The organism is Micromonospora sp. CB01531 (assembly GCF_001905095.1).
Taxonomy (GTDB): domain Bacteria; phylum Actinomycetota; class Actinomycetes; order Mycobacteriales; family Micromonosporaceae; genus Micromonospora.
Genome location: NZ_LWLS01000127.1, coordinates 179,051 through 203,996, shown reverse-complemented (window position 1 = coordinate 203,996; position 24,946 = coordinate 179,051). Strand labels below are relative to the sequence as shown.

At 71.4% G+C, this 24,946-nt stretch carries 19 protein-coding genes; 13 read left to right on the top strand and 6 right to left on the bottom strand.

Going from position 1 to position 24,946, the window contains the following annotated elements:
* Positions 1-11 precede the first annotated feature (11 nt).
* Positions 12-1,622: a hypothetical protein gene (locus tag A6A27_RS38870; protein ID WP_073839704.1), complete on the bottom strand. Its 1,611-nt coding sequence runs from the start codon at positions 1,620-1,622 to the stop codon at positions 12-14.
* Between the two features lie 129 nt (positions 1,623-1,751).
* Here A6A27_RS38870 and A6A27_RS38865 point away from each other — a divergent pair, with 129 nt between their 5' ends.
* Entirely contained in the window at positions 1,752-2,792 is a 1,041-nt protein-coding gene (locus A6A27_RS38865) for an App1 family protein (RefSeq protein ID WP_143194410.1), read from the top strand.
* 119 nt (positions 2,793-2,911) lie between these two features.
* On the opposite strand, the gene A6A27_RS38860 is transcribed toward A6A27_RS38865, so the two are convergent.
* The 3 genes from A6A27_RS38860 to A6A27_RS38850 form a co-directional block, all read right to left on the bottom strand.
* A complete protein-coding gene (locus tag A6A27_RS38860) occupies positions 2,912-4,402 on the bottom strand; it encodes a M48 family metallopeptidase (protein ID WP_073839640.1) in 1,491 nt (496 codons plus the stop codon).
* Between the two features lie 75 nt (positions 4,403-4,477).
* The gene (glgB, locus tag A6A27_RS38855) at positions 4,478-6,580 is read right to left on the bottom strand and encodes a 1,4-alpha-glucan branching protein GlgB (protein WP_073839639.1); all 2,103 of its coding nucleotides are present in this window, start codon (positions 6,578-6,580) and stop codon (positions 4,478-4,480) included.
* Positions 6,568-8,664: an alpha-1,4-glucan--maltose-1-phosphate maltosyltransferase gene (locus A6A27_RS38850; protein WP_073839638.1), complete on the bottom strand. Its 2,097-nt coding sequence runs from the start codon at positions 8,662-8,664 to the stop codon at positions 6,568-6,570. Before A6A27_RS38850 ends, glgB begins: the two co-directional genes overlap by 13 nt.
* Before the next feature lie 117 nt (positions 8,665-8,781).
* Between A6A27_RS38850 and A6A27_RS38845 the strand changes: the two genes are divergently transcribed.
* Entirely contained in the window at positions 8,782-9,021 is a 240-nt protein-coding gene (locus tag A6A27_RS38845) for an AbrB/MazE/SpoVT family DNA-binding domain-containing protein (protein ID WP_073839703.1), read from the top strand.
* Positions 9,011-9,466: a type II toxin-antitoxin system VapC family toxin gene (locus tag A6A27_RS38840; RefSeq protein ID WP_073839637.1), complete on the top strand. Its 456-nt coding sequence runs from the start codon at positions 9,011-9,013 to the stop codon at positions 9,464-9,466. The genes A6A27_RS38845 and A6A27_RS38840 overlap by 11 nt, the downstream gene beginning before the upstream one ends.
* 8 nt (positions 9,467-9,474) lie before the next feature.
* On the opposite strand, the gene glgA is transcribed toward A6A27_RS38840, so the two are convergent.
* Complete coding sequence (gene glgA / locus A6A27_RS38835) at positions 9,475-10,683, bottom strand: glycogen synthase (protein WP_073839636.1); 1,209 nt, start codon at positions 10,681-10,683, stop codon at positions 9,475-9,477.
* A 95-nt stretch (positions 10,684-10,778) separates the two neighbouring features.
* Between glgA and glgC the strand changes: the two genes are divergently transcribed.
* Together glgC and pgm are read left to right on the top strand one after the other, a co-directional pair.
* Positions 10,779-12,011, top strand: coding sequence for a glucose-1-phosphate adenylyltransferase (gene glgC / locus A6A27_RS38830; RefSeq protein WP_073839635.1), 1,233 nt, complete (start codon positions 10,779-10,781; stop codon positions 12,009-12,011).
* 29 nt (positions 12,012-12,040) lie between these two features.
* The gene (gene pgm / locus A6A27_RS38825; RefSeq protein ID WP_073839634.1) at positions 12,041-13,684 is read left to right on the top strand and encodes a phosphoglucomutase (alpha-D-glucose-1,6-bisphosphate-dependent); all 1,644 of its coding nucleotides are present in this window, start codon (positions 12,041-12,043) and stop codon (positions 13,682-13,684) included.
* Positions 13,685-13,811: 127 nt separating this feature from the next.
* On the opposite strand, the gene A6A27_RS38820 is transcribed toward pgm, so the two are convergent.
* Positions 13,812-14,741 carry an NAD(+)/NADH kinase gene (locus tag A6A27_RS38820; protein ID WP_073839633.1) on the bottom strand — a complete coding sequence of 310 codons (930 nt, stop codon included), beginning with the start codon at positions 14,739-14,741 and terminating at the stop codon, positions 13,812-13,814.
* A 321-nt stretch (positions 14,742-15,062) separates the two neighbouring features.
* On the opposite strand from A6A27_RS38820, the gene A6A27_RS38815 reads away from it, so the two are divergent.
* From A6A27_RS38815 to wecB, 8 genes are all read left to right on the top strand, one after another.
* Positions 15,063-16,052: an NAD-dependent epimerase/dehydratase family protein gene (locus tag A6A27_RS38815; protein ID WP_073839632.1), complete on the top strand. Its 990-nt coding sequence runs from the start codon at positions 15,063-15,065 to the stop codon at positions 16,050-16,052.
* A gap of 217 nt (positions 16,053-16,269) precedes the next feature.
* On the top strand, positions 16,270-17,673 hold the full coding sequence (locus tag A6A27_RS38810; protein WP_143194409.1) for an O-antigen ligase family protein: 1,404 nt from the start codon (positions 16,270-16,272) through the stop codon (positions 17,671-17,673).
* A gap of 65 nt (positions 17,674-17,738) precedes the next feature.
* Positions 17,739-18,977 carry a lipopolysaccharide biosynthesis protein gene (locus A6A27_RS38805; protein WP_143194408.1) on the top strand — a complete coding sequence of 413 codons (1,239 nt, stop codon included), beginning with the start codon at positions 17,739-17,741 and terminating at the stop codon, positions 18,975-18,977.
* A 67-nt stretch (positions 18,978-19,044) separates the two neighbouring features.
* A complete protein-coding gene (locus tag A6A27_RS38800) occupies positions 19,045-20,316 on the top strand; it encodes a glycosyltransferase family 4 protein (RefSeq protein WP_083673203.1) in 1,272 nt (423 codons plus the stop codon).
* A 110-nt stretch (positions 20,317-20,426) separates the two neighbouring features.
* Positions 20,427-21,467 (top strand): polysaccharide biosynthesis protein, encoded by a 1,041-nt coding sequence (locus tag A6A27_RS38795; protein WP_073839628.1) that lies wholly within the window; start codon positions 20,427-20,429, stop codon positions 21,465-21,467.
* Positions 21,461-22,591 carry a polysaccharide biosynthesis C-terminal domain-containing protein gene (locus A6A27_RS38790; RefSeq protein ID WP_083673201.1) on the top strand — a complete coding sequence of 377 codons (1,131 nt, stop codon included), beginning with the start codon at positions 21,461-21,463 and terminating at the stop codon, positions 22,589-22,591. Before A6A27_RS38795 ends, A6A27_RS38790 begins: the two co-directional genes overlap by 7 nt.
* Positions 22,588-23,823, top strand: coding sequence for a glycosyltransferase family 4 protein (locus A6A27_RS38785; RefSeq protein WP_073839627.1), 1,236 nt, complete (start codon positions 22,588-22,590; stop codon positions 23,821-23,823). The genes A6A27_RS38790 and A6A27_RS38785 overlap by 4 nt, the downstream gene beginning before the upstream one ends.
* Positions 23,820-24,944, top strand: a complete 1,125-nt coding sequence (gene wecB / locus A6A27_RS38780) for a non-hydrolyzing UDP-N-acetylglucosamine 2-epimerase (RefSeq protein WP_073839626.1) — start codon at positions 23,820-23,822, stop codon at positions 24,942-24,944. Before A6A27_RS38785 ends, wecB begins: the two co-directional genes overlap by 4 nt.
* Positions 24,945-24,946: the final 2 nt, after the last annotated feature.

The following is a 24,946-nucleotide window of genomic DNA, read 5'->3' as shown; positions in this document are numbered from 1 at the left end:
ACGACCCAACCTCAGCGCCAGGGCCGTACGGCGCTCTCCGGGTGGTACACGCGATAGCCGCCGGCCTCGGCGACCACGGCGGCGTCGGCCCCGTCGCCGAGCCACCAGCGCAGCGTGCGCTCCGCCGACGACCCGACCTTGAGCACGTACCCGGGCCGGGCCGCCCGCCCCACCTGCCGCCAGTACGCCGGGTAGCGGTTCTGCCCCGGGGTCAGGTTGCCGTCGAGCACCCCGCAGACCACCGCCTCGCCGGTGTTGAAGATCATCCGGTTGCAGGTCCAGTAGTCCCCGTACACCTCGTGCAGCCCGGCCCCACGGACCGCGTCGGCCAGCTCGCGGGTCTGCCGCTCCTCGGCCCGCACCGAGGGGGCGTCCGCGACGAACGCCACGGTGGCCGCCACCGTCGCCGCGGCCACAGCGGCCAGCACCAGGCAGGCCACCGCCCCGCCGACCCGGGCCGCCACGCCCGCCGTGCCCCGCCAGGCTCGCGCGGCGGCCAGCCAGAGCGGCCACAGCACCGCCGGCAGCGAGATCTGCAGCACCGACAGGTAGCGGGCGTTGCCCAGCGGATCGGTCGCGGCGAGCGGGCTGCGCACGTACCCGAGCAGGGTCAGCACGGCCCCGACGACCAGGGCGAGGCGCGCGACCGCCCGGACCCGTCCGGCGGCGTCGGCGGCCCGCCGGAGGGTGACCAGCCCCAGCACGGCGGCGGCCACCAGCAGCACCGGGTAGAGCAGGCCGAACCACTCCTGCCACCGGGCGCAGCCGGCCGCCCGGCAGAGCCCGCCGGCGAGCGGCACCCCCTCCAGCAGGCCCCCGTGCACCCGGTCCGACCAGGACGGCGCCGCGCCCGCCTTCGTGCTGATCTGCCGGAACACCGACAGCGAGTCCTGCCCCGGCGGGGCATCGAGATTGTCCTTGATCATCGGGGCGACCCCGACCACGAACCCGGCGATCAGCAGCACACCGGGCCAGCCGATCAGGTCCCGGGGCGCCGCCCAGAGCAGCACGATCCCGGCCACCGCCAGGTAGGGCACGATCAGCCAGTCCGACCAGAGCGCCAGCCCGGCGAGCAGGCCGAACACGCCGGTGGCCAGCCAGCGGTGCCGCACCCGGCGTTCGCCCAGGGCCACCGCGATCAGCAGCATCGCCAGCACCGCCGGCTTGACCTCCGGCCGGCCGCCCACCACGGTGAGCTGGTCCCGGACCACCCGCTCCGAACCGAGCGCCAGCAGCCCCACCACGAAGGTGGCCAGCCAGGGGGAGTAGAGGCGGCGGGTCAGCCGGTACGCCAGCCAGAGGAAGACCGCGTAGAGCACCAGCAGTGGCAGCCGCAGCACCGGCCAGCTCGGCCCGGCCCAGCCGACCAACGGGGCCGCCAGGTAGGACTCCAGCACGCCCATGTAGTGCTGGCCGTACAGGAAGACCGGCCGCTCGCGGCCGGCGGCGATGTGCAGGGCGGCGAGGCCGAACGTCGCCTCGTCGCTGTTCGAGCCGGGCAGGGTCAGCAGCGTCAGGACCAGCCGGTAGCCGACCCCGGCCGCCCCGAGCAGCAGGGCGACGAGCGCCGGTCGGTCGAGTGTGGGGTGCCACCACCCGCGGTGCTGCACAGCTGTCGACACGACCAACGCCCCCGTCGTCGTCCCGACCGCAGTTTTTCACGGTGCCGCCCCGCGGCGGGGCGGATCGGCGGAGTCGGGGCCGGCCGCACTCGCGTGGCCGCCGTCGCCCGCGTGTGGCAGGGTGACAGCGTGCCCGCCACACCTGCCGGAGAACTCGCCGTACCGCGGCTGCACCGGGCCGCACGGATCGAGGACGCCGTCCACGGCCTGGTCGAGCGCCGGCTGCGGCGCACCGGTTGGAAGGTCAACATCATCGCGTACGCCGGGTACGGCGCGCCGGGCTGGGCGCGGGTGCTCTGCCGGGTGCTGCTCGGCCGGCCCGACGTCCGCCAGCGGGCCCGACCGGAGAAGGTCCGCGGTTGGCGCAGCTTCGCCACCCTGCCCGCCAAGCACGCCACGGTGACCATCGAGGCCGGCGACGTACGCCACGAGACGAGGGCGGACCGCAGCGGCTTCGTCGACACCGTCATCGAGGCCGACTTCACCCCCGGCTGGGGCAGCGTACGCCTCAGCGTCCCCGACGCCGAGCCGGTCGAGGCGCTGGTCCGCGTGCTCGACCCAAACGTCCGGTTCGGCATCCTCTCCGACATCGACGACACGGTCATGGTCACCGCGCTGCCCCGGCCGCTGCTCGCCGCCTGGAACACCTTCGTTCTCGACGAGCACGCCCGGGCCGCCGTGCCCGGCATGGCGGTGCTCTACGAGCGGCTGGTCACCGCCCACCCCGGTGCCCCCGTCTTCTACCTGTCCACGGGCGCCTGGAACGTCGCGCCGACGCTCACCCGGTTTCTCTCCCGGCACCTCTACCCGGCGGGGCCGCTGCTGCTCACCGACTGGGGGCCGACGGCCGACCGGTGGTTCCGCAGCGGCAAGGAGCACAAGCGGGCCACCCTGGCCCGGCTGGCCCGGGAGTTCCCGGACGTCCGGTGGCTGCTCATCGGCGACGACGGGCAGCACGACCAGGAGATCTACCGCGAGTTCGCCGCCGCGCACCCGGACAACGTGGCCGGGGTGGCGATCCGCCGGCTGTCGCCCACCCAGTCGGTGCTGGCCGGTAGCCTGCCCGCCCCGCCCGGCCGCCCGTCCGCCGGCCCGGTCGGGCAGAAGTGGCTCGCCGCGCCGGACGGCGCCGGCCTCTGGAAGCTGCTGCGGGAGGCGGGCCTGGTGTGAGGTACGCATTCTGGTCCGCGTGATCTCGGGCGGGATTCCAGTGCGTGGAGCCGCCTCGAGCGTAGCCAATGAACGCACAGACTATCGCGCCCGGACCCGACGGCCGACAACATCATCGGTCAGGCGGTGCCCGCGCCGACCGACGTGGCCGACGAGCGGATCCCCAGGGCGGCGAGGCGTTCCCGGGCGGCCGGCACGGTGGCGGGATCGGCTGCCAGCTCCACCAGCTCGCTCAGGGGCAGCGGTTCATCCGCGGCGGTGATCAGCTCCGGCGACCGGGACCAGGAATGCCGCCACGCGGCGACGCCAGAGTCGGCCGCTGCTGCCTCCACCGCACCCTCGAAGGCCGCTGTCAACGCCTGGAGCGCACCGTCGCCGTCGGCGTCCGGGGTCAGCTCCCAGGCGAGGTCGGCGTACCGGTCGGCGGCGAAGAGGTCGAGCAGCAGGTCGAGGTCGGCATCGGGCCGACCGGTCAGCCGCGCGGCGGCGTGGAACAGCGGCCGGGCCAGGCCGCGGGCGGACTCGTCCGCGAGGGCCGGCGTGAGCTGGTCCCAGGGCAGCATCCGGATCCCGGCCCGGTCGAAGAGGCCAGCCTGAAGCTGTGCAAGCGCCGCGTCGAGGTCGGGGATCAACGCGATGGCGGGGCGGCCGTCCAGGGCGACGGGCACGTCCGGCACGAAGCGCAGCGCGGCGATCCGCTCTCCGATCGGCGGATGCGAACTCCACCAGGCCGGCTCGGCCGGGGCCACCTCGGCGCTGCGCCTGCGGATCTCCTCCCGGCACGCAGCCAGGTAGGCGGCGAAGCCGCCGAACAGGTCCTGCGGCAGGAGCCCGCGCACGTACGCCGGATTGACGTGGCGCGTCAGGTACTCGTCCCAGGCGGTGGTGACCACCCGCTGCTCATGCAGGGCGCTGACCATCCCGTCACGACCGGCGACGGCCACTGCGTAGCGGTCCGCCTGGTACTCCATGTGCCAGCTCACGGGCTGCTCGACAGCGACGTGGAGCCGGGCATACCCGACAAGGAGCCCGCGCAGGAGGAAATGATGGATGTGGCGGGCGATCTCCACCACCATGACCCGGCCGCCGTGGGCCAGCAGCATCATCCTGGTGTGCCGGCGGGAGAAGTGCGCCAACTCGTGGGCGAGGACCGCCCGGAGCTGGTCCACGGTGTACGACCGCAGCAACGGCAGCCCGAGGATCACCCGACGCCGGCCGGGGATCAGACCGAGGAGTCGACTGCTGTCGGTCACAGTCACCTGGGCCCCGGCGACCACCCGGACCTCGTCCGGCGCCTGAGCCGCGACACGCCCGGCGAGGTCGCGCACGATCCGCCACAGCTCCGGTGCTTGCTCGGGAGTGAGCCGGACCCCCATCGGTGGGGACGGGCGGACCAGAAGCATCCAGCCCGTGATGAAGACGAGGGTGAAGAGCAGGAGGAAAGCGGCGCCCAGCAGGAACGCCCGTACGACGGCGCCGCCGGCGCCCACAAGATCGGCATCCCCGCCGAGGCCGAGAATGCTGAACACCACGACCAGGCCGAGCGCCAGGACGTAGAAACCGATGAGCAGGACGATGGAGAGCACCGCTCGTAGCAGCGTGGCCTTCACGTGATCTTCCCTCCGTGCGCGGCGAGCACGCTATCGACAAGGAGGGATGCCTGACAAGGCCTGTTCGGAGCGTTCTCAGTCGCGGCGGAGCCAGAGGGCGCCGAGCGGGGGCACCCGCAGCGTCGCGGACGCCGCCAGCCCGTGCCAGGGGACGCTCTCCGCGTGCACCGCGCCCAGGTTGCCCACGCCCGACCCGCCGTAGTGGTGGGCGTCTGTGTTGATCACCTCGGTCCAGGTGCCGCTGGCCGGCAGGCCGATCCGGTAGCCCTCCAACGGTCGGGCGGAGAAGTTCGCCACGCAGACCAGGGTGGCGCCGTCCGGGGCGATCCGCACGAACGAGACGGTGTTGTTGGCGACGTCGTCCCCGGCGATCCAGCGGAAGCCGGCCGGGTCGGTGTCCTGCGCCCACAGCGCCGGGGTGGCCCGGTAGACGCGGTTCAGATCGCCGACCAGGCGCTGCACGCCGGCCCGCGCCGGGTCGTGCAGCAGGTACCAGTCGAGGCCGCGCTCCTCGCTCCACTCCCGGTCGTCGGCCAGCTCGCAGCCCATGAAGAGCAACTGCTTGCCAGGGTGCGCCCACATGTACGCCAGCAGTGCCCGGACGTTGGCCAGCTGCTGCCAGGTGTCGCCGGGCATCTTGCCGGCCAGCGACCCCTTGCCATGCACCACCTCGTCGTGGCTGATCGGCAGCACGTAGTTCTCGCTCCACGCGTACGCGAGGGAGAAGGTGAGCTGATGGTGGTGGTGCTGCCGGTAGATCGGGTCCTTCGAGGTGTAGAGCAGGGTGTCGTGCATCCAGCCCATGTTCCACTTGAAGCCGAAGCCCAGCCCGCCCTCAGCCGTCGGGCGGGTGACACCCGGCCAGGCGGTGGACTCCTCGGCGACCATCACCACCCCCGGGTGGTGCTTGTAGACGGTGGCGTTGGCCTCCTGGAGGAACGCGATGGCCTCCAGGTTCTCCCGGCCGCCGTGCACGTTGGGCACCCACTGGCCCTCCTGCCGGGAGTAGTCCAGGTAGAGCATCGAGGCGACCGCGTCGACCCGCAGCCCGTCGGCGTGGAACTGCTCGCACCAGTAGAGCGCGTTCGCCACCAGGAAGTTGCGCACCTCCCGGCGGCCGAAGTCGAAGACGTACGTGCCCCAGTCGGGGTGCTCGCCGCGGCGCGGGTCGGGGTGCTCGTAGAGCGGGGTGCCGTCGAAGCGGCCCAGGGCCCACTCGTCGCGCGGGAAGTGGGCCGGCACCCAGTCGAGGAGCACGCCGATGCCGGCCTGGTGCAGCCGGTCCACCAGGTAGCGGAAGTCGTCCGGGTCGCCGAACCGGGCGGTGGGGGCGTAGTAGCCGGTGACCTGGTAGCCCCAGGAGCCGCCGAACGGGTGCTCCATCACCGGCAGGAACTCCACGTGAGTGAAGCCCATGGTGGTCACGTACTCGGTGAGCTGCTCGGCGAGGTCGCGGTAGCCGAGGCCCGGCCGCCAGGAGCCGAGGTGCACCTCGTACACGCTCATCGGCTCCTGGTGCGGTCGCCGCTTCGCCCGGCGCGCCAGCCAGGCCGCGTCGCCCCACTCGTACGTGCAGTGGTGCACCACCGAGGCGGTTGCCGGCGGCACCTCGGTGCGCGCGGCCAGCGGGTCGGCCTTGTCCCGCCAGTGCCCGTCGGCGCCGAGGATCCGGTACTTGTAGCGGGCGCCGACCGGCACGCCCGGCACGAAGATCTCCCACACCCCGCTGGCGCCGAGCGAACGCATCGGCCAGCCGTCGTCGGGCGCCCAGCCGGTGAAGTCGCCGACCACCCGCACCCCCCGGGCGTTCGGCGCCCAGACGGTGAAGGCCACGCCCTCGTCGAACACCCGGGCGCCGAGCGCCTCCCAGAGCCGCTCGTGCCGCCCCTCGCCGATGAGGTGCAGGTCCAGCTCGCCCAGCGTGGGCGGGTGGCGGTACGGGTCGTCGTGCACCGTGCCGTCGACCTCGACCCGGTAGTCGAGCACCTCGCCGGGCAGCACGGCCTCGAAGACGCCGACGTCGTGCACCCGCTTCATCGGGTGCCGTTCGTCGCCGGCGAGCACGGCCACGTCGGTCGCGCCGCGCCGCAGGGTCCGGATGGTGGTGCGCCCGGCCGCCGGATGCGCGCCGAGCACGGCGTGCGGGTCGTGCGCCTGGCCGGAGATCAGCTGCTCCATCGTTCGTCATCCTCCACGGCCGGTGCGGTCGGGGCGGTGCCGCCGGACAGGTCGGCGGGCACGTCCTCGACGGTCAGGTCGGGCGCCGCCGGGTTCGCTGGGTCCGGTGCGGCCGGCGCGGCGGTGCGCCGCACGGTGAAGACGTGCGCGGATTGCAGGTACGGGTCGAGCCGGACGGCGTTGCGCTGCCCCCAGTCGTAGCTGACCCCGGTCAGCTCGTCGTGGACGGTGAACCGGTCGTGCCAGTCGAGGCCGAGCGCCGGCATGTCCAGGGTGGTGTTGCCCCACTGCACGGCGCGGGAGTCGAACGAGCAGATCACCAGCACGGTGTTGCCGGTGTCCGGGTCGCGCTTGGACCAGCAGAGCAGCGCCGGGTTGTCGATGTCGTGGAAGCGCAGGTTGCGCAGCCGGTGCAGCGCGGGGTTGTTGCGGCGTACCCGGTTGAGGATGGTGATGAACGGGGCGAGAGAGCGGCCGTGCGCCTCGGCGTCGGCCCAGTCCCGGGGGCGCAGCTCGTACTTCTCGTTGTCCAGGTACTCCTCGGCGCCGGGGCGGGCGACGTGTTCGAAGAGCTCGAAGCCGGCGTACATGCCCCAGGAGGGGGAGAGCAGCGCGGCCAGCACCGCCCGGATCTTGAACATCGGCGGGCCGCCGTGCTGGAGGGACTCGTGCAGGATGTCCGGCGTGTTGGGCCAGAAGTTCGGTCGCATGTAGTCGGCCGCCGCGACCAGCTCCTCGCAGTACGCCCGCATCTCCGCCGGGCTGGTGCGCCAGGTGAAGTACGTGTACGACTGGGTGAAGCCGATCTTGCCGAGGCCGTGCATGATCGCCGGGCGGGTGAACGCCTCGGCGAGGAAGAGCACGTCCGGGTCGACCTGCTTGACCTCCCAGATCAGCCAGTGCCAGAAGTCGAACGGCTTGGTGTGCGGGTTGTCGACCCGGAAGATCCGGATCCCCTCGCCGACCCAGTGCAGCACCACCCGCAGGATCTCCGCCCGGATGCCCGCCGGGTCGTTGTCGAAGTTCAGCGGATAGATGTCCTGGTACTTCTTCGGCGGGTTCTCCGCGTACGCGATGCTGCCGTCGGCCCGGGTGGTGAACCACTCCGGGTGCTCGGTCACCCACGGGTGGTCCGGGGCGCACTGCAACGCCAGGTCCATCGCCACCTCCAGGCCCTGCTCGGCGGCGGCGGCGAGGAAGGCGCGGAAGTCCTCCGGCGTACCCAGGTCGGGGTGGATGGCGTCGTGGCCGCCCTCGGCGGCGCCGATCGCCCATGGCGAGCCGACGTCGTCCGGCCCGGCGGTGAGCGAGTTGTTGCGGCCCTTGCGGTTGACCCGGCCGATCGGATGGATCGGCGGTAGGTAGAGCACGTCGAAGCCCATCGCCGCGACCCCGGGGAGCCGGTCGACGGCGGTGCCGAAGGTGCCTGACTGGGCCGGCGCGTCCACGGTGGCCGGGATGGCGCCCTCGGAGCGGGGGAAGAACTCGTACCAGGCGGAGTAGAGCGCCCGGGGCCGGTCCACCCAGAGCTGGTACTCGTCGCCGGTGGTGACCAGCTCCCGGACCGGGTGGTCCCAGAGCAGCCCGGCCAGGTCGAGCGCCGGGCCGACCCGCCGGCGCAGCTCCAGGTCGTCGGCGCGCAGCGCGACCGCCGCCGCCCGCACCCGCGCCCGGTCGGCCGCCGGCACCAGCTCCAGCGCCGCCTCCAGCACCCGGGCGCCCTCGGCCAGGTCGTTGGCCAGCTCGGCCGGGCCCTGGCCGGCGGCGAGCTTCTTGGTGACCGCGTTCTGCCAGGTCAGGTACGGATCGTGGAACGCCTCGACGGCGAATCGCCAGGTGCCGACCGCGTCCGGGCGGATGGTGGCGTGCCAGCGGTCCTGGCCGGGCTCGCCGGGCCGCAGCCGGGTGAATGGGCGGGCCGCGCCGTCCGGGCCGAGCCAGACCACGTTGCAGCCGAGGGCGTCGTGTCCCTCGCGGTAGGCGCGGGCCGACACCGGTACGAGTTCGTCCACCACGGCCTTGGCCGGGTAGCGACCGCAGGAGACGACGGGGGAGACGTCTTCGATCGGGAACCGTCCAGTCACCGGTTCAACCTACTGCGCGAGATCGCTTCGCGCTCGGGTCGAGACGTGCTTTACCCGTCGGGCCCATGGGTAGGCCCTGACACGTACCATATGTATTACGTGTCAGAAGGGGCCGCGATGAAGCTGAACAGCAAAGGTCAGGTCACCATCCCCGCCGCCCTGCGCGCCCGGTACGGGCTGCACGAGGGCGACGAGGTCGACGTCGTCGAGGAGGGCGGCGCGTTGCGGATCGTGCGGGTGAGCGGCGCCGAAACCCGGGGGCAACGCCTGGTCCGCCACATGCGCGGGCGTGGTGGGGCCCGAGCGGCCGAGGGGATGTCCACGGACGAGTTGATGGAACTGCTCCGTGGCGAGTGAGCGGGTCCGGGCCGTCGCCGCCCGAGCGGGTGACTCGGCCACCACTCTGGTCGACACCAACGTCCTGCTGGACATCTTCACCGAGGACCCGAGCTGGGCGGAGTGGTCGGGCGACGCCCTGGCTGCCGCCCGGGACGCCGGTGCTCTGGTCATTAATCCGATCGTGTACGCCGAGGTGTCGGTGCGCTTCGCCACCATCGAGGAACTTGACGAAGCGCTGCCGGCCGCCGACTTCCTGCGCGAGGAACTGCCGTATCCGGCGGGCTTCCTGGCCGGCAAGGCGTACGCGCGGTACCGCGCGCAGGGCGGCACCAAGCGTTCACCGATCGCTGACTTCTACATCGGAGCCCATGCGGCGGTATGCGGATACCGCCTGTTGACCCGGGACGGTGGCCGGTACCGTACGTACTTCCCGAAGCTGGCGTTGATCTCGCCCGGCACCTGACCGGCGTGTCAGCCGGCGGCGCCCACCGACCGGTACACCTCCAGCGTCCGCCGCGCGATCGAGTCCCAGGAGAAGTGCTCCACCGCCCTCCGCCGCCCGGCCCGGCCGAACTCGGCGGTGCGCGCCGGGTCGGCCAGCAGTTCGTTGAGCCGGGCCGCCAGGTCGGCCACGAACCGTTCCGGATCCAGCGGCCGGCCGCTGCCGTCGGAGGCCTGGTCGATCGGCACCAGCAGCCCGGTCTCGCCGTCGATGACCACCTCGGGGATGCCGCCGGTGGCGGTCGCCACCACGGCCGTCTCGCAGGCCATCGCCTCCAGGTTGACGATGCCCATCGGCTCGTACACGGACGGGCAGGCGAAGATCGTGGCGTGGGTGAGCACCTGGATCACCTCGTGCTTGGGCAGCATCGCGGCCACCCAGACCACCCCGGAGCGGGTGGCCTTCAGCTCGGCGACCAGTTCCTCCACCTCGGCCGCGATGTCCGCGGTGTCGGGGGCGCCGGCGAGCAGCACGAGCTGGGTGTCGGCGGGCAGCTCCCGGGCCGCCCGCAGCAGATAGGGCAGGCCCTTTTGCCGGGTGATCCGCCCGACGTAGACCACGCTGGGGCGGGACGGGTCGATGCCGAGCCGGTCCACCACGTCGGTGCCGTGGTCCGGGGTGTACTGCCCGGTGTCGATGCCGTTGTAGACCACCCGCACCCGGTCCGGGTTCACCGCGGGGTAGGCCATCAGCACGTCCCGCCGCATCCCCTCGCTGACCGCGATCACCGCGTCGGCGGCCTCCACCGCCGTGCGCTCGCACCAGGAGGAGAGGGCGTACCCGCCACCGAGCTGTTCGGCCTTCCACGGGCGCAGCGGCTCCAGGCTGTGCGCGGTGACCACGTGCGGCACCCCGTACAGCAGCTTCGCGGTGTGCCCGGCCAGGTTGGCGTACCAGGTGTGGCTGTGCACCACGTCGGTGCCGGCGCAGCCGGCCGCCATCTCCAGGTCGACGCCCATGGTCCGCAGCGCCGGGTTCGCGCCGGCCAGTTCGGCCGGCTCGGCGTATGCGGTGACGCCGGGCTCGTCGCGCGGCGCGCCGAAGCAGTGCACCCGCACGTCGGCGAGGCCGCGCAGCTCGCGCGCCAGGTACTCGACGTGCACCCCGGCCCCGCCGTACACCTCCGGCGGGTACTCCCGGGTGAGCAGATCAACGCGCAGCCGAGCGGAATCCGTCATGACCGGCACCCTAGTGCAGAAGCCCGCCGCGCACCCGGCGCGGAACTGTGCCCGTACGAGTGGTGAAGTCGGGGCAGGATCGATAGCGTCTGAGCATGGCTGCCAAGGTGCTCGCGATCGTCCTGGCCGGCGGGGAGGGCAAGCGCCTGATGCCCCTCACCACCGACCGGGCGAAGCCCGCCGTCCCCTTCGGTGGGATGTACCGCATGGTCGACTTCGTCCTCTCCAACCTGGCGAACGCCGGCTACCTCCGGATCGTCGTGTTGACCCAGTACAAGTCCCACTCGCTGGACCGGCACATCACCACGACGTGGCGCATGTCGACCATGCTCGGCAACTACGTCACGCCGGTGCCGGCGCAGCAGCGCCGCGGCCCCTGGTGGTTCGCCGGCTCGGCCGACGCGATCTACCAGAGCTTCAACCTGATCTACGACGAGCAGCCGGACTATGTGATCGTCTTCGGCGCGGACCACATCTACCGGATGGACCCGCGGCAGATGGTGGAGGACCACATCGCCTCGGGCGCCGCGGTCACCGTGGCGGGCATCCGCCAGCCGCTGTCGACGGCGAACCAGTTCGGCGTGATCGAGGTCGGCGAGGACGGCCGGCGGATCCGGGCGTTCCGCGAGAAGCCCACCGACGCGGTGGGGCTGCCCGACGCACCGGACCAGATCTACGCCTCGATGGGCAACTACGTCTTCACCACGAAGGCCCTGATCGACGCCGTCGAGCACGACGCCGAGGACAAGAGCAGCAAGCACGACATGGGCGGCAGCATCATCCCGATGCTGGTCGAGCGGGGCGAGGCCAACGTCTACGACTTCAAGGACAACGAGGTGCCCGGCAGCACGGACCGGGACCGCGGCTACTGGCGGGACGTGGGAACGCTCGACTCGTTCTACGACGCCCACATGGACCTGATCAACGTCCACCCGGTGTTCAACCTCTACAACTTCGACTGGCCGATCTACAGCAACCAGCCGCCCTACCCGCCGGCCAAGTTCGTCCACGCCTGGGGGGAGCGGGTCGGCCGGGCGGTCGGCTCGTTGATCTCGCCCGGGTCGGTGATCTCGGGCTCGCTGGTGGAGAACTCGATCGTCTCGCCGAAGGTGAAGGTCCACTCCTGGGCGCACGTGGACGGCGCGGTGCTCATGGAGGGTGTCGAGATCGGCCGACACGCGGTGGTCCGAAGGGCCATCCTGGACAAGAACGTCTACGTCCCGGAGGGCGCCGAGATCGGCGTCGACCTGGAGAAGGACCGCCAGCGTTACACCGTCTCCGACAGCGGCATCGTGGTCATCGGCAAGGGCCAGACTGTCGAGCCCTGACCGCCCGAACTCGCAAGGAGGACCCCGCAGTGGCCCACCCCCGCGCCGGCCAGCCCGCCGAGCCCGCCGACCTGGTCGACGTACCCCGGCTGGTCACCGCCTACTACGCCGCGCACCCCGATCCGGCGGACCCGGCGCAGCAGGTCTCCTTCGGCACCTCCGGCCATCGCGGGTCCAGCCTGAAGAACGCTTTCAACTCCGACCACATCCTCGCCGTCACCCAGGCGCTCTGCGACTACCGGCGGGAGCGGGGCCTGGACGGCCCGTTGTTCCTCGCCCGGGACACCCACGCGCTCTCCGCCCCGGCGGCGGTCGACGCGCTGGAGGTGCTCGCCGCCAACGAGGTCACCGTGCTGCTGGACAGCCGCGACGGCTACACGCCCACCCCGGCGCTGTCGCACGCCATCCTCACCCACAACCGCGGGCGCAGCGCCGGCCTCGCCGACGGCATCGTGATCACCCCGTCGCACAACCCACCCGACGACGGTGGCTTCAAGTACAACCCCACCCACGGCGGGCCCGCCGACACCGACGTCACCAAGTGGATCCAGGACCGCGCGAACGCCATCCTCGCCGCCGGGCTCAAGGAGGTGAAGCGCCTCCCGTACGCGCGGGCCCGGGCCGCCGACACCACCGGGGAGTACGACTTCCTGGCCCGGTACGTCGACGACCTGCCGGCCGTGCTGGACATCGCCGCGATCCGCGACGCCGGGGTCTGCATCGGCGCCGACCCGATGGGCGGGGCGAGCGTGGCGTACTGGGGCGAGATCGCCGAGCGGCACCGGCTCGACCTGACGGTCATCAACCCGACCGTCGACCCGACCTGGCGGTTCATGACCCTCGACGGCGACGGCAAGATCCGGATGGACTGCTCCTCGCCGAACGCCATGGCCTCGCTGATCGCCGCCCGCGACCGGTTTCAGGTCTCCACCGGCAACGACGCCGACGCCGACCGGCACGGCATCGTCACCCCGGACGGTGGCCTGATGAACCCCAACCACTACCTGGCGGTGGCGATCGGCCACCTGTTCCGGACCAGGGACCAGTGGGGGCCCGCGGCGGCGGTCGGCAAGACCCTGGTCTCCTCCTCCATGATCGACCGGGTCGCCGCCGACCTGGGGCGCCCGCTGCTGGAGGTGCCGGTCGGCTTCAAGTGGTTCGTGCCCGGCCTGCTCGACGGGGCGGTCGGGTTCGGCGGCGAGGAGAGCGCCGGCGCGTCCTTCCTGCGCCGGGACGGCAGCACCTGGACCACCGACAAGGACGGCATCCTGCTCTGCCTGCTCGCCGCGGAGATCATCGCCACCACCGGGCGCAGCCCCAGCCAGCACTGGGCCGAGCTGGCCGAGCGCTTCGGCGCGCCCGCGTACGCCCGCATCGACGCCCCGGCCAGCCGCGAGGAGAAGGCCGTCCTCGGCAAGCTCTCCCCGGAGCAGGTGACCGCGACCGAGCTGGCCGGCGAGCCGATCACGGCCATCCTCACCACCGCCCCCGGCAACGGCGCCCCGATCGGGGGGCTGAAGGTGACCACCGAGTCGGGCTGGTTCGCCGCCCGGCCGTCCGGGACCGAGGACGTCTACAAGATCTACGCCGAGTCGTTCCAGGGCCCGGAGCACCTGGCCCGGATCCAGGAGGAGGCCAAGGCCCTGGTCGACGCGGTGCTGTCGAAGGGCTGACGCCCGTCCCGGCGCTCGTCGCGGCTGGCCGAGCGGGCTGCTCCCGCCCGGCGGCGGGCTCCCGTCCGGCGGCGACGCGACCCCCTCCGGGCCGGCGGCGGGCTCCGGTTCGGCGGCCCGTCCCTGGTCAGCGGGGTGGGGCCAGCTCGCGCCGGTTGAGCTGCTCGCGCAGCTCCTCGGGCAGCAGCTCCCGGAGCTGGTCGGGCAGCAGCGGCAGGTCGAGCAGGCTGAGCTTGAGCTGGCTGCGCTCCTGGTAGCGGCGGGGATCGAGCCGGACGACCAGGCCGGCGTCGCGGACGTACCGGGCCTCCACCGCGCCCTCCGTGGCGGCGTCGCGGATCACGAGGCCGTCGACCTCGACAGCCACCGGCGCCGAACTGGGCCGGAGGTCGAGCCGGATCCTCTCCTCGGGGGAGAACACCACCGATCGGGAGATGCCCGACATGGGCGCGGAGGGCGTCACCACCACCGCCTGGGTGGCGGGCGACACCAGCGGTCCGCCGGCGGCGTAGCTGTACGCGGTCGAGCCGGTCGGCGTGCTCACCACCAGGGCGTCGCAGCGGTAGTAGCCGTACTCCTGGCCGTCGACGGCGAGGCTGGCGGTGACGAAGCCCAGGCCCGGCTGGCGGACCAGGGCGACGTCGTTGAACGCCACCACGTCGTCCCCGCAGACGTCGCAGGCCAGGCAGGCGTGCGACTCGATGGTGAAGTCGTGCGCCACCAGGCGGTCCAGCGCCCGCGGCAGGTCCGGCGGCTCCACCTCGACCAGGAAGCCGACCCGGCCCAGGTGCACCCCGAGCACCGGCTTCGGGTCGTGCACCGCCGCGCGCAGCGCGCCCAGCATGGTGCCGTCCCCGCCGATGCTGATCAAGGCGTCCGAGCGGGCGGCCAGCTCCGGCCCCGGGACCGGCTGCACCGACGACGGGACCCGGTGCCGGTCCTCGGCGCGGACGGCCAGCGTCTTGCCGTGCCGGACCGCCCACCGGTCGATGATCCCGACCACCTCGGAGACGTCCCGGGTGGGATGCAGCACCAGCCCGAACACATACCCCGCCACCGGTACAGCTCACCACAGGACCGGGGACAAGGCGGGTAAACCGGGCACGACGACGCGGGCGGGGGTGCCGAGTGCTGGGCGATCATGTGGCCGCCCGGCCGGGGCCGCGCCGACGTGGCCGGGAAGAATCGGATAAAACCGAAGGATTGCCCTCTAAGCTGACATCAGGGTTCGTCGGCAGGAGGGCGGTACACCGATGGCATGCTGCGGCATCCACGCCGACCTCCAGATGGCTGGTGCACCGTACGGTCCGCTGTCCTCACGGGCGCCCGCCCCGCTGCCGCGGACGACAGGGGGATGCGCGGAAGGGGAAGGTTCGGGATGCGATTGCTGATCACCGGGGGAGCGGGGTTCATCGGCGCGAACCTGGTCCGGATCGCCTCGGCGGACCCGGCCGTCACCGACATCCGGGTGCTCGACGACCTCTCCACGGGCAGCAGGTCGAACCTGGCCGGGCTCGACGTGGAGCTGCGCGAAGGCTCCATCCTGGACGAGGCCCGGCTGTCCCGTGCCATGGCGGGCCGCGACGTGGTCGTTCACCTGGCCGCGATGTCCAGCGTGCCCGGTTCGATCCGGGAGCCGATCGCCGCGCACGGCATCAACGCCACCGGCACGCTCTCCGTCCTGGAGGCCGCCCGCCGGGAAGGGGTCCGGCACGTCGTGCTGGCCTCGTCGTCATCGGTCTACGGCGCCAATCCCGAGCTGCCGAAGAGCGAGTTGACCTGGACCAGCCCGCTCAGCCCGTACGCCGCGGGCAAGCTCGCCACCGAGGCGTACGCTTCCGCGTACCAGGCCTGCTACGGCCTACCCACCCTCGCCTTCCGCCTCTTCAACGTCTACGGCCCGGGCCAGCGCCACGACCACGCGTACGCGGCGGTCATCCCCCAGTTCGTGCACGCCGCCCTGCATGACGAGCCGGTGGTCATCCACGGTGACGGCCACCAGAGCCGGGACTTCACCTACGTGGACACGGTCTGCGAGGTCATCCTCGACGCCGTTCGCCGGCACGTGCACCAGCCCCAACCCGTGAACCTGGCCTTCGGCGCCCGGACCGACCTGCACTCGGTGCTGACCGAGCTCGAACTGATCCTCGGTCGACCGGTCGCCCGGCGGTACGCGCCGGCCCGGACGGGAGACATCCTGCACTCCGAGGCGGACAACCGTCTCATGCGACAGTTGTTTCCGCAGGCGGCAGCCGTACCGCTCGCCGAGGGGCTCGCTGCCACAGTCGCGTGGCACCAGACGCACGTTCCGCTGCGGGCCCAGGTGGCCGCACGACCCCAGCGCCGGGCCGAGCCGATCGTCGGCTGACCCGTATCGGTAGACGCCTGACGATGGATGCCGCCGTCCCCCTGCTGTGCCGCCCGGCCCGGCCCGGCCATCGCGCGATCCGGCGGGCGGCCGCATGATGCTCGTGACCAATCCGCGCAGCCCTCGTTTATCGGACGAGGCTGCCGGACCGTGGAGCGATGCAGCCTGACCAGGGCAGACGTCTGCCAGATTCGGCTTCATCGGTTGGGGCGCACGCGTGACGTTGGATTCGAGGTTCGGTGCCGCCTTGCGAGTGCCGTCGGTCCGTGACGACGAGATCTTGATCGACTCCACCCGCAAGGAAAAGAGTGGTGTCCGCCTGGATGGACGTCGAGTCACACTGCGTGATGTCGTCGTGGTTTTGCCCTTCGTGGGTCTGCCCGCGGCGATCGCCTTCGACGGCATGCGGGAGTCGACCTCTATCGACGGAGCGCCCATCGGGAACACCTCGCCGGGCAATCATCTGTTCCTGTACCTGGATCTTGGGCTCGTGCTGCTTCTGGTGATCGCCGGATGGGCGCGAAGAAGGTTCCGCGCCCCGCCCGGGCTGGGTCCGTTCGTCCTGCTGCTGGCTTCGTTCATGCCCGCGATGGCGCTGACCTCCTTCGGCCCGTACTCGTCATACAAGGTCATCCAAATGTTGACGGTGACCGCCGCCCTCGTATTCGGCGCGCTTGTCGTCATCGATCGACCGGCGCGGCGGGTCGCCCTCCTCTGGGCCGCTGCCGCGCTGGGCGTGTTGGTCGCAGTCGTGGCTGTAGCCCGCCCCAATCCCGCGTACCAGGTTAGAGACGCGGTCGTACTGACGGGAAGCGTCGCGATCACCACCGCACGAATCATCGGCCTCGGCGCGGTGAGTCTGCTCTGTCTCGGGTTGATCGTTCGTCGCTGGAGGTTGGTGGCGTTGGTCGCGGCCGCGATACTCACCGTGCCGCTGATCATGACAGGTGCACGGGGACCGGTTGTCGCGTTGGCCGGCGCCGGCATCGCCGTGGTTGCTTGCCTCAACCGTGGCTCTCGTTGGCGATCGTTGCTGCCCGTCGCAGCGCTCGGTGGTCTGCTCGTCTACCTCATCAGTTCGTCGATGTTGCCGCTGAGCGTCGCCTCCCGATTCGATGTTCTCCGCGGGGGCCCGATGGACGATTCATCGGAAGCCCGGCTCGAGCTGGGGCGCATCGCGCTGGACGCGGTGCTCCGGCACCCGTTGGGGGTTGGCTGGGGAGACTTCGGTTCGGTGGTGCCTCCCGGACTGCTGATGGTGGTACCGGGTCGCGAGGACATCATCTATCCGCACAACCTGGCGCTCGAGGTGGCTTCGGAAGGCGGAGTAGTTGCGCTCGGTGGTCTGTTGCTGTTGGCGGTGTCCGTCGTCCACGTCCTCCGATCGCGTGGCGTCGACCCCTCCACCTTCGCGGTCGTTCCTGTGCTGGTCTTTGCCGTCATCAATTCGATGTCCAGCTCCGACCTCAACGGGAACCTGATGGTGTGGGTGTTGGCAGCGGTCATCCTCGCCGCCCGTGGGCGGTGGGGACGGCACGGCCGAGAGAGCATCGGCCGCTCCGGGCTGGAGCATCCCAGCCGGCCGCCGATCGGGGTCCGTAGCAGGCTGCCAATTCCGTGATAGGGCTACGCCGAAGGTCGCTCGGGATCAGCGCGGACCGGGTCAGAGTTGCGCTGATCCTGGCGATGGCCCAGCTGCTGAATCTCGTCGCGATGATGCTCGTAGCGCGGCTCTATCCGCCGTCCGTGTTCGGGCGATACGCCACGCTCGCCGCAGTGGCCGCGCTGATCGGCGGTGTCAGCGCCCTGCGACTTGACGTGGCCGCCACCACGGCGATCGCTGGCGACGCCAGGGTGCTGCTACGAACGGCGATGCGCCTGAACGCTGCGGCGGGAGCAGGGGCGTCGGTTGCCGGAATCCTATGGTGTGCGGTCCTCGGCAACCTTGACCGCGTTCGCTTCCTCGAGATGCTGGCGCTCGGGGCGTTGACGGCTACGGTCGGCATCTCCGGGACGCTGACCTACGCGCGGGTGAGGGACCGAAAATACGGCCTGGTCGCCTGGGCGAAGCTGCTCACCGCCTTCGCGCAGGGCGCCTTGCAGGTCGGACTCGGGTCGGTCAGTCGCACCCCCGCCATGCTTCTGGCGGCTACCGCCGTCGGCTACGGAGCGGCCGTTCTGCTCCTCCGGTCGAAGAGGTCGACGGCGGATGGCGTCGCCGGTGCTCGCGACGTACTGCGCCGGCACCGTGGATTCATGGTTGCTTCCGCTCCGGCAAGCCTGATCAACGGCTTGACCATGAACCTGCCGCTGTTCTTCGCCGGAGCGTTCGTCGGCAGCGCCGCCGCCGCTGACCTGGCGGTCGCCCTTCGTGTCGGAGCATTGCCGTCGGCGCTGTTCGGTCAGGCTCTGATGCCCGTCCTGTACGGCGAGATCGCCCATCAACTGCGCCACGCTCCGGCGCGGGCCCGCGCCACCTACGACCGTGCCCTCCTTGGTCTTCTGCTGGCCGGGGGAGTCCTACTGACCGGCCTCAGCTTCGCTGTCTACCTCGCCGCGCCGAAGGTGTTCGGTCCGCAGTGGTCGGGGGCGAGCAGCATGCTGGCGCTTCTCACCCCATTCCTCATCAGCCAGTTCGCGGTGGCGCCGCTAAGTCAGACCCTGTCCGGCGTGGGCCGCAATCGTCAGCAGCTGATGTGGGACCTCGCACGGTTCTCAGTGACCGTCGCGGCCTTTCTCCCAGTCCTGTCCGGCTGGCTGAGCTGGCAGGAGGGCATCGCACTGTTCTCTATCGCGATGGTCGTGTCCTACGCCGCCCACGTCCTGCTGTCCCGGGCGGCGCTCCACCCCGCGCCGCTGCCCGCCGCACCTGTCGGCACGAGGACTTCCGCGCCGAACGGGCGCCTACCAGAGCCGGTCTCATGACAGGCGCGGCGCAGATCAGGCGCGCGGCAGATATCAGGATTCGACGTCGACCCGGGGAGACGGACAGATGACTGAGGTAGCTGACCAGATCGTGACCGATCGATGGCGGATGCGTGCGCCAACCGTACCTCGACTCGGCCAGACCATTTGTGTGCCGACGGTCCATCCCGTCGGAGATCGCCGGGTGCTCCGTTGCGCCCAACCGATCCTCGACGCCGGGTTCGACATCCATTTCATCTGGCTGGGCGGTGAGCCCGGAGACGCCCGCCCGCACGCCCGGGTCAGCGAGACCCGGCTTCCCGAAGTGCGGTCCTTCCGGGACCGGCTCCGGCTGGTACCCCGGGTTGCGGCTCTCGCTCGCGAACTGGACGCGGACGCGTGGCACATCCACGACTACTACCTGTTGGCGCATGCTCGCCGCTGGGCCCGGCGTACCGACCGGCCAGTGCTCTACGACGTTCACGAGTACTACCCGGAGTACTACTCCGAACGGTTCGCCGCCCCCACCTGGGTGCAACGAACAGCGAAGCACCTCGTGGCCGGGGTGGAACGGCGTCACGCCGTCCGCCTCGGCGCGGCGAACGCGGTCAGCGAGGAACTGGCGGAGCGGTTCCGCGCGTGTGGCGTACCGGCCATCGCCACGCCGAACTATCCGTCGACGGAAGCGTTTCACCATCCGGCTCGGGAACTCACTCCCGACCTGCTGCGGCGTGTGATCCACACCGGCAATCTGACCACCCAGTACGGCGCCGACGTGCTCGTCCACCTGGCGGTGGAGCTGGCACAGATCGCGCCGGACGTGGAACTGCTGGCGATCTCGCGTTTTCCGTCCGAGGCGGATCGGCGGCGCTTCACGGCGTCGTTGGCCCGGGCCGGCCGACCGGCGAATCTGACGATGCTCGACCTGGTGCCGGCGCACGAGGTCGCCGGTCTGCTTGCCACCTGTGGGATCGGGCTATCGATGATGCAGGACGTAGGGGAGGCGAGGCTTTCGGTCAACTCCAAGTTCTACGAGTACGCGAGCATGGGCCTGGCGATCGTCACATCCGACCTGCCCGCCGCGCGCCGCTTCATGGCGGCGTCGGCGGTGGGGCAGTGCGTTCCCGCCGATCGCCCGGAACTCTTCGCCCGGGCGATTGGCGATCTGATCGCCAACGCCGGGGATACATGCGGCGCGGTCAACCGGGCCGCCCCGCGGGCCCGGGAGGAGCTCTCCTGGGAGCGTACCTGCGCACCGCGGATCCAGTCGCTGGTCCGACAGCTCATCCCAGGGGCGGACAGTGCACGAAGCCGGAAACACCCGGCGTCTCAGCCCGAACCGACACCTGGCTCGGTGTAGCCGCGCCCGGCGGCGCTCGTTGTCGCGTTTGCGAAGTTTGCGTTGCTATGACCGATTCGGCTCGTTGGATTGTCAGTGAGTGTGCCAACCTCGACGAACGGGGGTTCCGCGTGACTGCGCTACCTGCTGGAGGCCGGGTCCTGATAACCGGCGGGACGGGTTCCTTCGGCCGGACCATGGTGCGCCGGCTCCTCGACGGTGACGTCGCGGAAGTCCGGGTGCTGAGCCGGGACGAGGCCAAACAGGACACCATGCGCCGGGAGATCGGCGACGACCGGGTGCGTTATCACGTCGGGGACGTGCGCGACCTCCGGTCCGTCCTGCTCGCTAGTCGGGGCGTCGACCATGTCTTCCACGCGGCGGCACTCAAGCAGGTGCCCTCCTGCGAGTTCTTCCCGTTGGAGGCGGTGCGCACCAACATCCTCGGCAGCGCCAACGTGGTGGAGGCGGCCGAGGCCAACGAGGTGTCCTCGGTGGTCCTGCTCAGCACCGACAAGGCCGTCTGCCCGGTCAACGCCATGGGGCTGAGCAAGGCCCTGATGGAGAAGGTCGCCCAGGCGCACGCCCGGAACCACCCCGACAGCCGGACGGTGGTCTCCTGCGTCCGCTACGGCAACGTGATGTACTCCCGCGGTTCAGTCATCCCGCTGTTCATTGAGCAGGTCAAGGCCGGCCGGGCACCGACCGTGACCGACCCCGCGATGACCCGCTTCCTCATGTCGCTGGACGACTCGGTGGAACTGGTCGAGCACGCGTTCCAGCGGGCCCGTTCCGGCGACGTGTTCATCCGCAAGGCGCCCGCCTGCACGATCGGCGATCTGGCCGAGGCGGTCTGCCAGCTGTTCGAGGTGCCGGCCAAACTGGAGGTCATCGGCCTGCGGCACGGCGAGAAACAGCACGAGACCCTGGCCACGCGGGAAGAACTCACCCGGGCCGAGGACTTCGGTGACTTCTTCCGGGTGCCGATGGACACTCGGGACCTGAACTACGCGCTCTACGTCTCCGAAGGGAAACTGCGGGAGGCACCGGTCGCGGACTTCACCTCCGCCAACGCGCCCCGGCTGGCCGTTCCGGAGATCGTCGAGTTGCTGAAGACGCTGCCGGAGGTCCGAGCGGAGCTCGCCCTGCGCGACCCGGTGCTGGCGTGCTGAGGCTCGCCGTCACCGGTGCCGGTGGGTTCCTCGGCTGGCATGTCCGGGTTCTGCTGCACGCCCTCGGCTGGCCGGAGCCGGTGGTGCTCACCAGTGCCGAGCTGGCCGACCCGGCGGCCGTCGCCGACCGGGTCAGCGGACTCGACAGGGTGCTGCACCTGGCGGGGGTGAACCGGGCCGACGATCCGGCGGAAGTGGCGGCCGGCAACGTACGGCTGGCCACCAGGCTGGCCGAAGGGATGCGCGCGGCGCCCGTGCCGCCGGGCGGCGTGACCTTCGCCAACTCCGTGCAAGCCGGAAACGGCACGCCGTACGGGGACGGCAAGGCTGCCGCGGCGGACATCCTGGCCGGCACCGGCCTGCCCTTCGACGACGTTCGCCTGCCCAATCTGTACGGCGAGCACGGCCGGCCCCGGTACAACTCTGTCGTGGCGACGTTCTGCCAGCTGCTCGCCGAGGGTGGCCGGCCGGACGTGCAGCAGGACCGGCAGTTGGACCTGGTGCACGTCACCGACGCGGCGGCCCGGCTCATCGGCGCTCCGGCCGCAGGCTCGTGGGATCCGGCGCTGCCCGCGCTGCGGATCGGCGTCCGGGAACTTGCCGGGCGGCTCACCGAGACGGCCAACGCCTACCGGACCGGGGACATTCCGCTGTTGCCGGACCGGCACGACGTCCGACTGTTCAACACCTACCGGTCGCACTGCTTCCCGGCGCACTACCCGATGCCGTTGACCCGCCGGGCCGATGCCCGGGGCGAACTGGTCGAGACGGTACGCGCCCACAGCGGGGCGGGCCAGACGTTCTGCTCCACCACCAACCCCGGCGTCACCCGGGGTGAGCACTTTCACCTGGCCAAGATCGAGCGTTTTGTCGTGCTGCGTGGGACTGCAGATATCAGTCTGCGCCGGGTCGGCGAGGACGAGGTGGTCCGGTTCCCGGTGTCTGGAGACGAGCCGGTGCTGGTGGACATGCCGACCATGTGGGCACACAAGCTGGTCAACACCGGCACCGACGAGCTGGTCACCCTGTTCTGGACGAACGAGCTGTTCGACCCGCAGCGACCGGACACCTGGCCCGAACCGGTGGAGGCGATCCGGCCGGCGCCGCTGGCGGCCACGGTATGAAGGTCGGCCTGGTCAGCCAGTGGTACGCGCCGGAGAGTGCGTTCATCCCGGGCAACCTGGCGAACGGGCTGGCCGAGCGGGGCCATGACGTGCGGGTGCTCACCACATTCCCGAGCTATCCGCTCGGCCGGATCTACCCGGGCTGGCGGCAGCGCTGGCGGCACCGGGAGACTCACGGCCGGGTGGCGGTGCGGCGGGTGCCCTCGTACCCGAGCCACGACACTTCCGCCGTCCGCCGAGTGCTGAGCTACCTGTCCTTCGCGGCGAGCAGCACGGTCGCCGCCGGCTGGCTACGGGACGCCGACGTCACCTACGTCTACCATCCGCCGCCGACGGCAGCCGCAGTTGCGGCGCTGCTCCGCCTGGCCCGACGGACGCCGGTCGTGCTGCACGTCCAGGATCTATGGCCCGAGTCGGTGCTCGCGTCCGGGATGGTGTCCGCCGGCTGGGCCGGGCATCGGCTGGAACGCGGCCTTGACACGCTGATGCGCGGCACCTACCGCCTCGCCAGCGCCATCGTGGTCATCTCGCCTGCGATGGCGGACCTGGTGGTGCGACGGGGCGCCGACCCGGCCCGGGTGCGCGTGATCTGGAACTGGACCGACGACGTGCTCTTCCGGCCGGTGCCGGCGACCACCGAGGCGCGGGAGGCCCTCGGCCACCGTGGCCGCTGCACGGTGATGTTCGCCGGCAACCTCGGCCCCCTGCAGGGGATCAAGACGGCCATCCGGGCTGCCGCCGGCGCCCGGGACCGGATCGACCTGGTGCTGGTCGGCTCCGGCGCGGGCGAGGACGGCGCTCGGCGGCTTGCCGCCGACCTGGGCGCCGACAACGTCCGCTTCGTCGGACGGCGGCCCCCCGAGCAGATGGCCGACCTGTACGCGGCCGCGGACTGGCAACTGGTCTGTCTGCGCGACCTGCCCGCCCTGGCGGGCACCATCCCGTCGAAGCTTCAGGCGGCGCTGGCCTGTGGCGTACCTGTGATCGCCTCGGCCGGCGGTGACGCCGCCGCCCTGGTCGCGTCGAGCGGGGTCGGGCTGGTCGCCGTCCCGGACGACCCGGTCGGGCTCGCCGTGCGGTTCACCGAGGCGGCGACGATGCCGGCGGCGGCCCGGACGGAGCTGGGCCGGCGGGCCCGGCAGCTCTATCGGGAACGGATGTCGCTGCGGGTAGGCGTGGACCAGTTCGAGGACATTCTGACCAAGGTGGCGGAACGGAGAGGACCGGCATGACCCGGATCATGACCGTGGTGGGCACCCGACCGGAGATCATCCGGCTGTCCCGGGTGATCGCCCGGCTTGAGGACACTGTCGACCACGTGCTGGTGCACACCGGCCAGAACTGGGACACCACCCTCTCCGACGTCTTCTTCAAGGAGCTGCGGCTGCGCGACCCGGACCGGTTCCTGCGGGTCGACACATCGTCGCTCGGTCGAGTGCTCGGCGGCGTCCTGGTCGGCGTGGAGAGCGCGCTCGCCGAGCTGCGGCCGGACGCCCTCCTGGTGCTGGGCGACACCAACAGCTGCATCGCGGCTCTGATGGCCCGCCGGATGCGGGTGCCGGTCTACCACATGGAGGCCGGCAACCGCTGCTTCGACCTCAACGTGCCGGAGGAGACCAACCGGCGGCTGGTCGACCACGTCGCCGATTTCAACCTCGTCTACACCGAGCACGCTCGGCGCAACCTGCTGGCCGAAGGGCTGTACCCGCGCCGCATCCTGCTCACCGGCTCGCCGATGCGGGAGGTGCTGGAGCACTACCGGGACGAGATCGAGACCTCGACCGTCCTCCGCCAGCTCGACCTCGTCGCCGGGCGGTACTTCGTGGTCAGCGCGCACCGGGAGGAGAACGTCGACGACCAGGCCCGACTCCGCCGGCTGCTCGACTGCCTTGTGGCGGTACGCGACCGCTGGGGCTACCCGGTGCTGGTCTCCACCCACCCGCGTACCCGTAAGCGGATCGAGGCGGCGACGCCGGACGCGGCCGCCCTCGCCGGGATCGCCTTCCACGAGCCGTTCGGTCTCTTCGACTACGTGCACCTGCAGACGCGGGCGTACTGCACGCTGTCGGACAGCGGCACGATCAGCGAGGAGGCCGCCATCCTCGGCTTCCCGGCCGTGACGCTACGCGAGTCGATCGAACGCCCCGAGGCGCTGGACGCCGGTGGCATCATCATGACCGGCCTGGACCCGCAGGGCGTGGTGGAGGCGGTCGAGGTGACGGTGGACCAGGTGGCCGCCCACGGGGTGCCGTGCCCGGTCGACTACCAGGTCCGCGATACGTCGCGGCGGGTGGTGGACTTCATCCTCTCCACCGTCCGCCGGCACCACGACTGGGCCGGCATCCGGCGCTAATG